This is a genomic window from uncultured Winogradskyella sp. (assembly GCF_963975125.1).
Classification (GTDB): Bacteria; Bacteroidota; Bacteroidia; order Flavobacteriales; family Flavobacteriaceae; genus Winogradskyella.
In genome coordinates this window covers 17,842-31,953 of record NZ_CAXBGB010000029.1, presented here as the reverse complement: position 1 = coordinate 31,953, position 14,112 = coordinate 17,842, and the positions used below count along the sequence as shown (strand labels likewise).

Below are 14,112 nucleotides of genomic sequence, written 5' to 3'. Positions count from 1 at the left end.
ATGTAAGATTATTAAAGACTTTAAGGTTTCTGTTTATTTAATTCATCTTGTAATTGACGTCTCACTTTTTGCTCCCGCTCTAAAGCGTTACGTCTGTGTTCTTCAAACTCTAATTCTACTTCACTGAGTTTATGCTTAGCTTCTCTAGTTGCAGAATTACTCCCTTTAAATTTATAAATAAATATTAACAATAATGCTAATAAACCTGCTAAGATGCTCCACATTAACATCTTATAACTTGCCTTGCTCATTAGTATGCCAAACAAAGAAATATTATCTTTTTCTTCATTTGTAAAACTTAGTGTAGATTGCGTATCCGCTAAACTCGCTTTTAAACTAGAAATCTCTTTAGTTTGTGAGTTAACAACCGCTTTTGTGTCTGCTAAATTTTTATGTACCGCTTTTAAAGAATCCAAGGTATGCACTTTTAAAGCATATAACCATGTCTTTTTTACAGTTTTATAGTCTTGCCAGCTATTAGAGCGTCTAATAACAAACTCAAACTGGTTATCTATTGTGCCATTATTAAGAGATAATTTATCTTCCTGTGTTTTTACGGCTTGGGCTTGGGTCGTATGTAAACTACATATAACTATAAGAATTACAGCGGCTTTGGTTAAGAATTTCATCTTAGATGTAATTTTGTTTTTGGTTCGTTTAATTGTATGCCAAGATAATAATTTTATATGCATAACATTAAAAATCACTAAACAAATAGCCTCACAATTACGAGCGACTATTTATATACGTCTAAAATTTTATGAGAAGATATAACCAAAAGTATTTTAGATAAAATAAAAAAAATCTTGCTGTAAGACAAGATTTCTTCTTTTTCTTTTTCAAGAATTCTAATAATAAGCATAGCGTCTTACCTTAGAAATATATTTTGCTAATCTTATAACCTGTTGGCTATAACCATATTCATTATCGTACCATATATATAAAATAGCATTCATTCCATCTGTTCTTACAATAGTAGCTTTACTATCGTAGATTGATGGTGCTGAGCTGCCAACGATATCGCTAGATACCAATTCATCGCTCATTTCGTATTTAATTTGTTCTACTAAATCTCCTTCTAGTGCATATTTTTTCATTATGGTATTCATGCTATCAATAGAGGTTTTGGTTTTTAATTCTAAGCTTAGAATTGCCAAAGAACCGTTTGGTACTGGTACTCTAATTGCGTTAGAAGTTAGTTTGCCTTCAAGAGATGGTAATGCCTTACTTACAGCTTTACCTGCACCGGTTTCTGTAATAACCATGTTTAAACCAGCAGCACGACCTCGTCTGTATTTACTATGAAAGTTATCTACTAAATTCTGGTCGTTAGTGTAAGCATGAATGGTTTCTAAATGACCTGTCTTAATTCCGAAAGAATCTTCAACAGCTTTTAAGATTGGTGTAATGGCATTTGTTGTGCAAGAAGCTGCAGAGAAAATGTTAACCTTATCGGGATTGTGTTCTGTATGATTAACACCATGTACAATATTCGGGATGCCTTTTCCTGGTGCAGTTAACAAAACTTTATCTACACCTTTAGCTTTTAAATGCCTACTTAATGCTTCTTTATCTCTAAAAGCACCAGTATTATCAATAACTAAGGCGTTTTTTATGCCATATTTTGTGTAATCAATATCTTCTGGCGCGTTAGCCGAAATGATATTAACAGTAGTTCCGTTGATAATCAGTGCAGAGTTTTTTAGATCAGTACTTACCATACCAGAAAAATCTCCATGAACAGAATCGTTTCTTAATAGTGATGCACGTTTTTCTAAAACAGTTTCATTAATATCTCCTCTGGTAACAATAGCCCTTAATCGTAATTGGTTGCCTTTTCCTGTTCTTGTCATTAATTCGCGGGCAACTAATCTACCAATTCTGCCAAAACCATAAAGAACGACGTCTTTAGGTTTAATGCTTATATTGTTTTTAGCACTACCTAATTTTGAAGAAACAAATGCCGTAGCATTGCTGTATTTCTGATCTTCTAAATGAAACTCGTATGTTAATTTCCCGATGTCTAGTTTAGCAGGAGGCAAGTCTAAAGCACTAATTGCTTGAGCAATCTCAACTGAATCGAAAATAGAAATTGGTTTCTGAACAAATTCACCTGCATACTCGTGCAGATTTAAAATTTCGCTCACATTTCTATCAATTAATTGATTTCTAAAGATGACAAGCTCAATAGACTTATCGTACCATAAGTCGCTAACAATTTTAATAAATTCTACCGTTGCTCTGCGACGATCTGCCTGAAACGCTAACTCTTTTTCGTAAGTGTCGTTTAAACCCATTTGTTTTTGGTTTAGTGATTTTTAGATTTTGCGCAAAAATACATATTTCAAACGTTTTCGTAACACTTTTTATCGAAAATAAAAACCCTTCAAAGAATATTACTTTGAAAGGTCCTTTTAGTTTTATTTAATGTTTTTTATCTAAAATTGTAAATCACTTTTTCACCATCTTTATTTATAATTTCAATTTGAAGAGGATTATTATAATCTCTTGTTTTTAAAACATTTTGGGCATCATCAACAGAATATATTTTTTTGCCGTTAATTCTAGTTACAATGCTACCTTCCTCAACACCATTGCGGTTCCAATAAGGTTTATACTTTTCGTCAAATTTTATAATCTTTACACCATATTCTGCATTAAAGTTCTCTAATTCTTTCTCAGAAGCATTTTTTATAAAACCAATGGTTTCAATAACATAGGTAGATGGTTTTAATAAAGTTACAGGTAAAACTTCTTCATCACCATTTCTTAGTAAGGTAATGTTAACCACATCATCTGGGCTTTTAGTTTTTAAGTAACCTGTTAGGTCAGAGAATTTATTAATTTCTATACCATCTATTTTTCTAATGATATCGCCAGATTGTATGCCTGCTTTTTCTGCTCCTGTATTTTCTTGTACCTCATTTACATAAAAACCTTCTGTAATATTTGTACCCAATTCTTCTGCAGACCTGCTATTTAGTGCTCCACCGACAACACCAAGAATACCGTTTTGCACATTGCCATATTCCATAATATCGTTTACAATTTTGCGAGCAATATTACTTGGCACAGCAAACGAATACCCAATATAAGAACCAGTACGTGATGAAATTGCTGTGTTAATACCAATTAGATCTCCACTAGTATTTACCAATGCACCTCCAGAATTCCCAGGGTTTACAGCTGCATCTGTCTGAATAAATGATTGCAAGTTTTTCCCAGATAGATCCCTAGACTTAGCACTAATAATGCCAGCTGTAACTGTTGAGTTTAAATTAAAAGGATTACCCACTGCTAAAACCCATTCGCCAATTTTTGCATTATCTGAATCTCCAAAAGCCATAAAAGGCAGATCTTCTTCAGTTTCAATTTTTAGTAAAGCAATGTCAGTGGCTTCGTCTGTGCCTATTAATTCTGCCATATATGCTTTATTGTTGTTTAACGTAATGCTAATTTCATTGGCGCTTTTAATAACATGATTATTAGTGATGATGTAGCCTGTAGGTGAAATAATAACTCCACTACCAGTACCAACTTGCGCGCGTTGTGAACTACGACCATAAAACAAATCTTGCATTGTCGTTGGTGCGTTAACAATCGATGTATTTTTAACATGTACAACGGCATCTAATGATTTTTCTGCTGCTTCAATAAAATTTGGTGTAATAGCGGTCGTATTATTTACTACATTAGAAGTGTTTGTTGGAATATATACAGGAAAATCTGATGACTGTTCAACCGCCATTTGTTTTTTACTACCTTCGACAAAAAGTTTGTATCCTCCTAAGGTTAATAAACCACCTAATGCCGAAACAAATATTAATGTTAGAATCTTCTTCATAATTTAAGTTTAACTATTTATTTTAGATAACGATTAAAATTAGAGATTTATTGAATTCAATTTTCAATTTAACTACTATTTAACGTCAAATTTAACGACGTTTTAACAAGCCTTATTACAGCCTATTATTCTTATATTTGTTTCTTAATTATGACAATGACATTTTATAAATATCAAGGCACAGGAAACGATTTTATAATTGTAGATAATCGTTTGCAAGAAATAAACAAAAACGATACCAAGCGTATTGCAGAATTATGCGACAGACGTTTTGGCATTGGTGCAGATGGTTTTATTCTATTAGAAAATGACAAAAATTTAGATTTTAAGATGGTCTATTTTAATGCAGATGGCAACGAAAGTAGCATGTGTGGTAATGGAGGAAGATGTATTATTGCTTTTGCAAAATTTATGGGTGTTATTGAAAATACAACTGAATTTTTGGCAATAGACGGTCTTCATAATGCGAAAATAGAAAATGATATTGTGCACATACAAATGCAAGATGTTTCTAAAGTTGAAACTTTTGAAAACCATTTGTTTTTAGATACAGGTTCTCCACATCATGTGGAGGTAGTCGATAGTCTTAAAGATTTTGATGTTAAAGAAAATGGTAAAAGAATAAGATATGGCGAGCCTTATAATATGGCTGGTACAAATGTAAATTTTGTAATGCCAATTCTTACTGACACTTTTGGTGTTAGAACTTATGAGCGAGGAGTGGAAGATGAAACTTTATCTTGTGGCACAGGAGTAACAGCTGTGGCTTTAGCTATGTATAGTAGTGGTAAAACTAAATCTTCTGAAATTTTTATTCAAACTTTGGGTGGTAGCTTAAGAGTTACCTTTAATGTTGATAACGATTGCTATAATGACATTTGGTTAATTGGACCAGCTCAGCAAGTATTTAAAGGCGAAATAGAATGGTAACACTAAAAGGAAAACATATCTATTTAAGAGCTTTAGAGCCAGAAGACTTAGATTTTGTTTATGAGATAGAAAACGATATGTCGCTTTGGGAACTTAGCGATACACAAACACCATATTCAAGATTTTTAATAAAGCAATATCTCGAAAACGCTCAACAAGATATTTTTGAAGCAAAGCAATTGCGATTGGCAATTTGTAAAACGAATAAGGAAACCATTGGATTAATTGATGTTTTTGAATTCGACATAAAAAATAAACGAGCAGGTATTGGAATTCTAATTCAGGATGAAGTAAAACGAAATAAAGGTTACGGAAAAGAAGCATTAGAACTTTTAACAATATACTGTTTTGAAACTTTACATTTACATCAAGTTTATGCTAATATTGCTGAAGATAATTTAGCGAGTTTAAATTTATTTGAAGGCAACGGATTTAAAAAAATTGGATTAAAAAAAGATTGGAGTTTTGATGGTAATCAATACTCTAATGAATATGTATTGCAACGAATCAACGATTAACTATGTATATTAAAAAAATTCTTTGGGCTATTGCTCTAATTGGTCTTGTCATCTTTGGTGCTGTGGCATATTATATTTACAGTGCCATGTTTCAACCTAACACTAAGTTCAATAATGAAACAGCATATATTTATGTGCCAACAGATGCTGGCTATAACCAGGTTAGAGAGCAATTAATTCCACTTCTAGATGATATAGATACGTTTGATGCTCTGGCAAGTCAGAAAAAATACACTTCAAATATTAAAGCAGGACGATTTTCTATTACAAAAGGTATGAGTAATAATGACATTATTAATTCTATTAGAAGTAAAAATCTACCAATTAAAGTAGCATTTAATAATCAAAACAGTTTAACGGATTTAGCAGGAAGAATAAGTACTCAAATTGAAACGGATAGTTTGTCTTTACTTAAGGCAATGACAGACGAATCGTTTTTAAGTAAAAATGGATTTTCTAAAGCTACAGCATTAGGTATGTATTTGCCAAATAGCTATGAATTGTTCTGGAATACGTCTGCTGAAAGCTTTAGAGATAAAATGTTAAAAGAATACTCTCGTTTTTGGACAGATGCAAGAAAAGCAAAAGCTGAAAAATTGAAACTTACACCAAACGAAGTTATGACTTTGGCATCTATAGTCTATGAAGAATCGAAGCAAAAAGACGAGCAACCTAGAGTAGCTGGTTTATATCTCAATAGATTAAGAATAGGTATGCCTTTGCAGGCTGACCCTACATTGAAGTTTGCAGCATATCAATTGCCAAAATATAAGAACTCAGTAATAAGACGTGTTTTAAATGTGCATATGGATATTGATTCACCATATAATACCTATAAAAATTCTGGACTACCACCAGGTTTAATTGCTATGCCAGACTTGTCGGCTATAAACGCTGTATTGAATTACGAAAATCATAAATACCTCTATATGGTTGCAAACGCTAAGCGAATAGGCTATCATAAGTTTGCTAAGACTTTAGGGCAACATAATGTAAATGCAAGGGAATATCATAGATATTTATCTTCTCAAGGTATAAAGAGGTAAGGTTTGAAATGGTTCTATTACCATCTAGTTGTAATTCTGTTAATAAGCAGTTCACTTTTTTCGCAATCTAAATTCAATCAGTTTTTAAAGCCAAGTGATTCTTTAAATAAACAGAGAAGAAATGGTCTTATTATCACTGAAGCTACATTAGCTACAGCCACACTAATTGGATTAAATCAATTATGGTATGCAGATTATCCACGTTCTAGTTTTAAAACTATAAATGATAGTGGAGAATGGTTACAGATGGATAAAATGGGTCATGTCTTTTCATCTTATCAACTTGGTAGTATTGGTGCCAATACATTAAAATGGGCTGGAGTTAACCAAAAAGACCAGCTTCTATATGGCTCTACTTTAGGTCTTGGGTTTTTAACGGCTGTAGAGGTTATGGATGGTTTTTCTGAAGAATGGGGATTTTCATGGACAGATATGGCAGCAAACGTCGCAGGAACAGGATTATATGCTGGTCAAGAATTGTTGTGGCAAGAACAGCGAATTCTTTTAAAATATTCTTTTCATAGCACCAAATTTGCAAAGCAACGTCCAGATAAATTAGGCAATGGTTTTTCTGAAGAGTTTTTAAAAGATTATAATGGACAAACGTATTGGTTGAGTGCTAATTTAAATTCATTTTTAAAAACCGAAAGTATTCCTAATTGGTTAAATCTTGCTTTTGGTTATGGAGCAGATGGAATGCTAACAGGTGAACCTAATGATCCGTTATATTTAAATCAGAATAGAACGCGTCAATACTATCTAAGTTTAGATATCGATTTAAACCGAATTAAAACAAATTCTCACGTCTTAAAAACCATTTTTAACGTTTTAAACGTAATTAAGATTCCTTTTCCTACTCTAGAATTGAATGACAATGGACTGATAAAATGGCACTATATCTACTTTTAAGTTAATTTTTTAACACTTAATTGGTTGATTTTCAATATATAAAAATAAGTCGTATATTTGCACGCGAATTTAGTAAGGCTATTTTTTAGAAAAATGTGTTACTATAAAAGGTTAGCTGTTATGATTAAAAGTAGCGTTAAGAATTTTATTTTACCTTTTACAATCTGTTTACTCATTGCGTTAGCATTGTATCCAGATTCGACTCTTAATCTAGATAAATACTCTACAGAAGGATTAGAACTTAATTATAATATTTCACAAGATTTGGCATTGGTTGCAAATGAGCAGACTAAAAGGCAAAATATGTTTACGCCTCATTTAGGAAAATCTTTTGAAGGCTTTAAAGAAGCATTAGCATTTAAAGAATCTAGAGGAGATTATTTTACGGTTAACACTTTAGGTTATTTAGGTAAATATCAGTTTGGTTCAGAGACTTTAAAGGTCATTGGAATATATAACCCAAATCAATTTCTATATAACCCAGAATTACAGGAAAAAGCGTTTATAGCAAATGCTGAGCGTAATAAATGGGTGCTTAGAAAAGATATTAAACGTTTTGAAGGCAAACTAATAGGTGGTGTGAAAATAACAGAATCTGGTATTTTGGCTGCAGCGCATTTGGCTGGTCCTGGTAGTGTTAAAAAGTTTTTACGTAGTTATGGAGGTAATAATTTTTCTGATGCTTACGGGTCTACTGTTAAGCACTATATGAGAAAGTTTTCAGGTTACGACACATCATTTGTTTCTCCGAATAAAAAAGCTAAGGCTATACTTTAATCTTTCTGAATTATAAATATCGCAGGTCTCTTGTGAAGATCTTCTTTATTGTGTTTCCAATCTTTTGCAGTTTTCGTTTTTATAAACTCTGTTGGTAATGTTAAATCACACGCTACGCAGACTTTGGTGTTTGGTTGTAATGTATTGGCTAAATCTTCTAACATCTTCATGTTTCTGTATGGTGTCTCTATAAAAATCTGAGCCTGATTATGTTCTGAAGATAAGCGCTCTAAAGCCTTTAGTTTAGATTTTCTTTCGCTCTTGTCTATTGGTAAATAACCATTAAAAGTAAAGCTCTGACCGTTCATGCCAGAACCCATTAAAGCTAAAATTATAGAAGATGGTCCTACAAGTGGCACAACTTGTATATCCATTTGATGAGCTAAACTTACGATGTCAGCTCCAGGATCTGCAATTGCAGGACAACCAGCCTCAGATAGTAAGCCAACGGAAACTCCTTCTAAACAAATGTTTAAGTAAGTGTTAAGCTCTGCCTCAGTTGTATATTTATTGAGTATTTTTAATTTTAATGAAGGTTGCGATTTGTTTGGAGACACACGTTTTATAAAACGACGTGCTGATTTTTCGTTTTCAACAATATAATAATCAATGGTCTCAATTATTTTTTTTATTGAAATTGGTAAAACTTCTAATGGTGGATTGTCACCTAATCGGGTTGGTATAAGGTATAAAGAACCTTTTGATGTGTGCATTTTAGTTGATAATTAACTTTTTAGAAATTTGGTTACCATTTTGGGTAGTAACTTTCACAATATATAAACCAGCACTAAATGAATTAACCAAAATTTCTTTTTCTAAAATTGAAATATTTTTTTCAGTATAAATAGTATTACCTTTAATATCAAAGATGGTAATAGCATTAAGCTTATTGTTTTGTACTGTACTAATTTTTATATTTTCTGAAGCAGGATTAGGATTGATTATTAATGAATTCTCTAAATTAAATTCTGAAGTAGATAATACAGCTCCTTGAATTCTATAGATGCCACCAGAAATATCTGCAATGTAAAGTTCCTTGTTAATATCTTCACCGAATGAGACCCAAGTACCTCCATAACTACCATGATTAACTAAAGTGTCAGCTGCATCTAAAGTACTTATTGTGCCATCTCCTGTAGTTGCAAAAATGTATGTGTCTTGCAAATCTGCATACATGGAACCTCTATACATATAGCCGCCAACTACATTGCAAAAACAAGGTGGAATAGGATATTCTGCTACAGGAAACACTAAAGTAGAAGCATTAGGACAACCTGTAGTATTAAATGGATCACTTCCTTCATAACAACGCCATCCGAAGTTGTAACCATTAGTTAATATACTTACACGATCAATTTCTTCAGTAGAATTTTGGCCCACATCACCTATCCAAAGATTGTTTGTAGTAGTATCAAATGAAAAACGCCAAGGATTTCTTAAACCATAAGCCCAAATCTCATCATAAGCTGATGCGTTACTAACAAAAGGATTGTCAGCTGGAATGCCATAATTATTACCTCCAGAAGTTGTATTAACATCAATACGCAGCATTTTACCAAGTAATTCTTGTAGGTTTTGTGATCTATTACCTGGATCACCACCAGCTCCTCCATCTCCAGTTCCAATATACAAGTATCCGTCTGGTCCAAACTCAATACAACCTCCGTTATGATTGCTAAATGGCTGAGGTATATTTAAAAGGTTCAGTTGCGTTGAAACGTCAGCAATATCTGGATCTGTAGCATTTACAGTAAAACGAGATATTTGTGTTGCGCCACTATTATCTGTAAAATTCACATAAAAATAACCATTGGTTGCATATTCTGGGTGAAATGCCACACTTAACAAACCACGCTCACCGCCTGAAGAAACCTGGCTGTCAATATCTAAAAAAGGTGTAGTATTAGTAGTACCATTTTCATTTAATATTTTAATAACACCATTTTGTTCAACAATAAAAAGGCGGGAATCTCCAGCATTTTGAATATCTACCGGACTACTAAAACCATTTGCAAAAAGTTCAGTTATTATAGTTTGTGAGTATAAAGAAAAGGAAAATACAAAGCATAAGCTAAAGAATAGCGTGGTGAAAGTTTTCATGTTAGAATCTTAAAGATTTTTAAGCTACTAAAATACAAAAAACAAGCTTACAGTAAGAAATGTGTTACAATTGAACACGTTTTAATTTTTTGGCAATTAATTCTGAAGTTACCTCGATTAAACTGAAAACCGTTTCAAAGTCTGTGCTATCACCATAATAAGGGTCAGGAACATTTTTATTAGAAATAGAAGTATTCTCTTCTAAGAATAATTTAACCTTTCCTATATCGTCATTGTTTCTTGCTAAACTTATAATGTTTATGTAATTAGACTGATCCATGGCGTAGATATAATTAAAGGTATCAAAATCTGAAACTTTAAATTGTCTAGCGCTTTGAGTGCTAATGTCAATGTTATTTTTTTTAGCTACTTCTATAGAGCGATAATCAGGAGAATTACCTATATGATAAGTAGCTGTGCCAGCAGAATCTACATAAAAATTTCTTTCAGAAAGTTTAGATTGTAATATACCATGAGCCAATGGTGAACGGCAAATGTTACCAAGGCACACCATTAAAAGACGAGTCATAATAAAGTGATTAAAGCGCTAGCTTTTTAGATAAGTCTTCAACATATTTTCTAAACTGCTTATCTGTAGAAGATAAATTATCAACAGTTTTACAAGCGTGTAACACAGTAGCATGATCGCGTTGTCCTATTTGAGAACCAATACTTGCAAGCGATGCTTTTGTGTATTTTTTAGCAAAAAACATAGCGAGCTGACGTGCTTGTACAATGTGTCGTTTACGAGTTTTAGATTGAAGTGTGCCAACATCCATCTGAAAGTAATCTGAAACGACTTTTTGAATGTAATCTATAGAAACTTCACGTTTAGTATTCTTTACAAACTTTTCTACAATATCTTTAGCTAGGTTTATTGTAATTTCTTTTTTATTAAAAGAAGATTGTGCAATTAGAGAAATAATAGCACCTTCGAGTTCTCTAACGTTTGTTTTAATATGTTTTGCAACATATTCAACAATATCTTCTGGCATTTCTACACCATCTCTGTAAAGCTTATTCTTTAAAATAGAAACTCTAGTTTCAAAATCTGGTGTTTGTAATTCAGCAGAAAGTCCCCATTTAAAACGAGATAATAAACGTTGTTCAATATCTTGCATATCTACAGGAGCCTTATCACTCGTTAAAATAACTTGCTTTCCGTTTTGATGTAAATGGTTGAATATATGGAAGAATACATCTTGTGTGCCAGTTTTACCAGATAAGAACTGTACATCATCGATGATAAGAATATCTATAATTTGATAGAAGTGAATAAAATCATTTCTATTATTTTTCTTTACAGAATCTATATACTGCTGTGTAAACTTCTCTGCAGAGATATACAACACAGTTTTCTCTGGGTATTTATCTTTAATATCAACACCAATGGCATGCGCTAAATGTGTTTTTCCTAAACCAACACCACCAAATATTAATAGCGGATTAAAGGAGGTGCCACCAGGCTTGTTTGCTACTGCAATACCTGCATTTCTGGCCAATCTATTAGAGTCTCCTTCTAAGAAATTCTCGAAACTATAGCTTGGATTAAGCTGAGATTCAATTTTTACATTTCTAATACCAGGTATTATAAATGGATTCTTTAATTCTGGGCTTTTGTTATTAAAAGGAACATCAACATCTTGAGACTTCACTGCAGTTCTGTTAGAACTAGGAATTTTCTCCGTAAAAGGTTGTTTGTTCCCATAGGTGTTTTCCATCTTAATAACGTAAACCAACTTAGCGTCTTTACCAAGCTCTTTGGTTAATGATACTTTTAAGATTTTAACGTAATGTTCTTCTAACCATTCGTAGAAAAATTTACTTGGAACTTGTATGCTTAAAGCATTTCCAGAAATTTTAACAGCATCTATAGGTTCAAACCAAGTTTTGTAGGCTTGAGGTTGTATATTATCTTTTATAAAGGCGAGACAATTACTCCATACAGATTGCGCTGTGATCTCCATTCGTTGAGTTAAATTTTTAGTCGTTAGTTAGATTCGCAAAAAAAAAAGAGAATTAGGATTCTCTCGTTGTTTTGAACAGGACAAATATGTGAACAAATTTCTTAAAAAAAAAATATAATATCGTTGAATATTTAGAATTTTTTCCTCATGTTTAAAACATTTTAAAATTACGGATTTTTTCCTAAATAAACCCAATTATATGAATTTTAACGAAACAAAAATTAGAGTTCGCTATGGCGAGACAGACCAGATGGGTGTTGTGTACCATGCTAATTACGCTGTCTATTTTGAAGTTGGTAGAACCGAGTGGTTACGCGAGTTTGGGCTGAATTACAGTGGTATGGAAGCAGAAGGGATTATGTTGCCTGTAATCTCGTTGTCTATAAATTACAAAAATTCAGCACGTTATGATGATCTGCTTAAAGTAAAAACATCACTCAAAAAGATGCCAACAGCGTCAATAGAATTTAACTATGAATTGCGTAATGAATCTGATGTTTTGCTCGCAACTGGTAATACAATTCTTGCATTTATAGATATGAAACGAGATCGGCCGACGCGTTGTCCAAAATATCTTTTAGATAAACTGCGAAATTATTCGTTATAATTCACTTATATCTACACCAAAAAAATGATTAAACAGTTGAAGAATTTTAGAACTGTTACCTTTTCTGACAGAGATTTCTAACAAACAATTAAGTTCTAACGTCTGATTTGTGATTTCTACCTGATTTTCTTTTAATAATCGCATCACTTTACTCATATTTTTATATTCAAAATTGAGTTGAAATGATTTGTTAATAGTTTTCTCTACTATTTCTGCAGATTCTAAGGCTAATTGTGCGCCTGTTCGGTAAGCGTTAATTAGGCCGCCAACTCCAAGTTTTACACCTCCAAAATAACGAACAACTATAATTAGAATGTTGGTGACAACAAAAGATTGAATCTGTCCGTAAATAGGCATTCCTGCAGAATTATTAGGTTCACCATCATCATTTGCTCTAAATTTAAAAGTTTCCGTACCTATTTGATAGGCATAACACCAATGTCTGGCAGAATAATGCTCTTTTTTTAAGGTTTCTAAATGCGATTTTATTTGCTCTTCATTTGTCACAGGGAAAACGTAGCCATAGAATTTACTATTCTTAACTTTAAAGAGTTCGCCTTTAGCAGGCTTAATAATAGTATTATAAGTGTCTTTAGTTTTCATTATGTAAGCGTTACTAATATAATCGAAATTATAGCAATGAAAATACCAATCCAGTTTTTCATTGAAACTTGTTCTTTAAATAATAGCAAGCCTATTAATGTAGAGATCGCAACTATAGCAACATTATTTATGGTGAATATTGAAGAAGTTTCAAAACCATCAACACGTAATGCCTTTAAAAGAAAATACATTGAAGAATAATTAACGATGCCAAGTGCAATTCCGAATGGTACACTTTTTAATTTAAAGTGAGTCTTAGTTTTAATGGATTTATAACTTAAAATAATGAAACCAATAATTGAAGCTATGCCAAAAATTGAAGCTAAAAATAATGGCATATAGTCTTTTGGTGCAAAATGATTTGCAGTGGTGTCTATGATGCCAGACCCAATAAAGAGCAAAACTGGCAGGTAAATAGATTTGGTTAAATTGGTAGTATCTTTTGGTTTTACAGAAGTTAGGTACACGGCGATTAAGGCTAATATAATTCCTGAAATTTTTAGAAAGCCTACACTTTCGTTATAGACATAAATTCCAAATAGTATAGGGATAATTACACTCATTTTACTAGCTACTGAAGCGACAGAAAGGCCGTTTTTCTGTGCAGTAAGTGCCATTACGTTAAATATAGCTATAAACAAAAAGCCTAAACCAAATGCAGCGAAAAACCAATCTGCATTCACTATTTCTATCGGTGTTATCTGTCCGTTGTAAAGCAACATGCCAATTGTAAAGGCAGTAACGTAGTTAACAACAATAGCTTGTAATGTATTTATCTTGTACTTGCTAAAAAGTTTGAATAGCACAAAGA

General features: G+C 32.4%; 15 protein-coding genes. 6 read left to right on the top strand and 9 right to left on the bottom strand.

The window, feature by feature from the left end; translation table 11 throughout:
- Positions 1 to 20: 20 nt before the first annotated feature.
- From AAC053_RS06030 to AAC053_RS06020, 3 genes are all read right to left on the bottom strand, one after another.
- Entirely contained in the window at positions 21 to 629 is a 609-nt protein-coding gene (locus AAC053_RS06030) for a tRNA (guanine-N1)-methyltransferase (RefSeq protein WP_339754061.1), read from the bottom strand.
- A gap of 219 nt (positions 630 to 848) precedes the next feature.
- Entirely contained in the window at positions 849 to 2,297 is a 1,449-nt protein-coding gene (locus AAC053_RS06025; protein ID WP_339754058.1) for a glyceraldehyde-3-phosphate dehydrogenase, read from the bottom strand.
- Positions 2,298 to 2,434: 137 nt separating this feature from the next.
- Positions 2,435 to 3,844, bottom strand: a complete 1,410-nt coding sequence (locus AAC053_RS06020; protein ID WP_339754055.1) for a trypsin-like peptidase domain-containing protein — start codon at positions 3,842 to 3,844, stop codon at positions 2,435 to 2,437.
- Between the two features lie 150 nt (positions 3,845 to 3,994).
- Between AAC053_RS06020 and dapF the strand changes: the two genes are divergently transcribed.
- The 5 genes from dapF (at position 3,995) to AAC053_RS05995 (ending at position 8,024) form a co-directional block, all read left to right on the top strand.
- Positions 3,995 to 4,774: a diaminopimelate epimerase gene (gene dapF, locus AAC053_RS06015; RefSeq protein ID WP_339754052.1), complete on the top strand. Its 780-nt coding sequence runs from the start codon at positions 3,995 to 3,997 to the stop codon at positions 4,772 to 4,774.
- Positions 4,768 to 5,292, top strand: a complete 525-nt coding sequence (locus tag AAC053_RS06010) for a GNAT family N-acetyltransferase (RefSeq protein ID WP_339754049.1) — start codon at positions 4,768 to 4,770, stop codon at positions 5,290 to 5,292. Before dapF ends, AAC053_RS06010 begins: the two co-directional genes overlap by 7 nt.
- A 2-nt stretch (positions 5,293 to 5,294) precedes the next feature.
- Positions 5,295 to 6,338, top strand: coding sequence for an endolytic transglycosylase MltG (gene mltG, locus AAC053_RS06005; protein WP_339754047.1), 1,044 nt, complete (start codon positions 5,295 to 5,297; stop codon positions 6,336 to 6,338).
- A 3-nt stretch (positions 6,339 to 6,341) separates the two neighbouring features.
- On the top strand, positions 6,342 to 7,247 hold the full coding sequence (locus tag AAC053_RS06000) for a DUF2279 domain-containing protein (RefSeq protein ID WP_339754046.1): 906 nt from the start codon (positions 6,342 to 6,344) through the stop codon (positions 7,245 to 7,247).
- 120 nt (positions 7,248 to 7,367) lie between these two features.
- Positions 7,368 to 8,024 carry a peptidoglycan-binding protein LysM gene (locus AAC053_RS05995; RefSeq protein ID WP_339754044.1) on the top strand — a complete coding sequence of 219 codons (657 nt, stop codon included), beginning with the start codon at positions 7,368 to 7,370 and terminating at the stop codon, positions 8,022 to 8,024.
- Here AAC053_RS05995 and AAC053_RS05990 read toward each other — a convergent pair.
- From AAC053_RS05990 to dnaA, 4 genes are all read right to left on the bottom strand, one after another.
- Positions 8,021 to 8,737 (bottom strand): SAM-dependent methyltransferase, encoded by a 717-nt coding sequence (locus AAC053_RS05990; protein ID WP_339754042.1) that lies wholly within the window; start codon positions 8,735 to 8,737, stop codon positions 8,021 to 8,023. The two genes, AAC053_RS05995 and AAC053_RS05990, sit on opposite strands and share 4 nt — an antisense overlap.
- 1 nt (position 8,738) lies before the next feature.
- Positions 8,739 to 10,124 carry a PQQ-dependent sugar dehydrogenase gene (locus tag AAC053_RS05985; protein WP_339754041.1) on the bottom strand — a complete coding sequence of 462 codons (1,386 nt, stop codon included), beginning with the start codon at positions 10,122 to 10,124 and terminating at the stop codon, positions 8,739 to 8,741.
- Between the two features lie 64 nt (positions 10,125 to 10,188).
- A complete protein-coding gene (locus AAC053_RS05980; RefSeq protein ID WP_339754040.1) occupies positions 10,189 to 10,653 on the bottom strand; it encodes a low molecular weight protein-tyrosine-phosphatase in 465 nt (154 codons plus the stop codon).
- A gap of 10 nt (positions 10,654 to 10,663) precedes the next feature.
- Entirely contained in the window at positions 10,664 to 12,091 is a 1,428-nt protein-coding gene (gene dnaA / locus AAC053_RS05975) for a chromosomal replication initiator protein DnaA (RefSeq protein ID WP_339754039.1), read from the bottom strand.
- Positions 12,092 to 12,290: 199 nt separating this feature from the next.
- On the opposite strand from dnaA, the gene AAC053_RS05970 reads away from it, so the two are divergent.
- A complete protein-coding gene (locus AAC053_RS05970) occupies positions 12,291 to 12,698 on the top strand; it encodes a thioesterase family protein (RefSeq protein ID WP_339754038.1) in 408 nt (135 codons plus the stop codon).
- Here AAC053_RS05970 and AAC053_RS05965 read toward each other — a convergent pair.
- A complete protein-coding gene (locus AAC053_RS05965; protein WP_339754036.1) occupies positions 12,693 to 13,301 on the bottom strand; it encodes a YigZ family protein in 609 nt (202 codons plus the stop codon). The genes AAC053_RS05970 and AAC053_RS05965 overlap by 6 nt on opposite strands.
- Entirely contained in the window at positions 13,301 to 14,107 is an 807-nt protein-coding gene (locus tag AAC053_RS05960) for an EamA family transporter (protein WP_339754035.1), read from the bottom strand. The genes AAC053_RS05965 and AAC053_RS05960 overlap by 1 nt, the downstream gene beginning before the upstream one ends.
- Between the last annotated feature and the right edge of the window lie 5 nt (positions 14,108 to 14,112).

Bases quoted from the DNA above. Each gene is read 5' to 3' on its own strand.
- AAC053_RS06030 (WP_339754061.1), bottom strand. From the start codon at position 629: ATGAAATTCTTAACCAAAGCCGCTGTAATTCTTATAGTTATATGTAGT.
- AAC053_RS06025 (WP_339754058.1), bottom strand. From the start codon at position 2,297: ATGGGTTTAAACGACACTTACGAAAAAGAGTTAGCGTTTCAGGCAGAT.
- AAC053_RS06020 (WP_339754055.1), bottom strand. From the start codon at position 3,844: ATGAAGAAGATTCTAACATTAATATTTGTTTCGGCATTAGGTGGTTTA.
- dapF (WP_339754052.1), top strand. From the start codon at position 3,995: ATGACAATGACATTTTATAAATATCAAGGCACAGGAAACGATTTTATA.
- AAC053_RS06010 (WP_339754049.1), top strand. From the start codon at position 4,768: ATGGTAACACTAAAAGGAAAACATATCTATTTAAGAGCTTTAGAGCCA.
- mltG (WP_339754047.1), top strand. From the start codon at position 5,295: ATGTATATTAAAAAAATTCTTTGGGCTATTGCTCTAATTGGTCTTGTC.
- AAC053_RS05995 (WP_339754044.1), top strand. From the start codon at position 7,368: ATGATTAAAAGTAGCGTTAAGAATTTTATTTTACCTTTTACAATCTGT.
- AAC053_RS05990 (WP_339754042.1), bottom strand. From the start codon at position 8,737: ATGCACACATCAAAAGGTTCTTTATACCTTATACCAACCCGATTAGGT.
- AAC053_RS05985 (WP_339754041.1), bottom strand. From the start codon at position 10,124: ATGAAAACTTTCACCACGCTATTCTTTAGCTTATGCTTTGTATTTTCC.
- AAC053_RS05980 (WP_339754040.1), bottom strand. From the start codon at position 10,653: ATGACTCGTCTTTTAATGGTGTGCCTTGGTAACATTTGCCGTTCACCA.
- dnaA (WP_339754039.1), bottom strand. From the start codon at position 12,091: ATGGAGATCACAGCGCAATCTGTATGGAGTAATTGTCTCGCCTTTATA.
- AAC053_RS05970 (WP_339754038.1), top strand. From the start codon at position 12,291: ATGAATTTTAACGAAACAAAAATTAGAGTTCGCTATGGCGAGACAGAC.
- AAC053_RS05965 (WP_339754036.1), bottom strand. From the start codon at position 13,301: ATGAAAACTAAAGACACTTATAATACTATTATTAAGCCTGCTAAAGGC.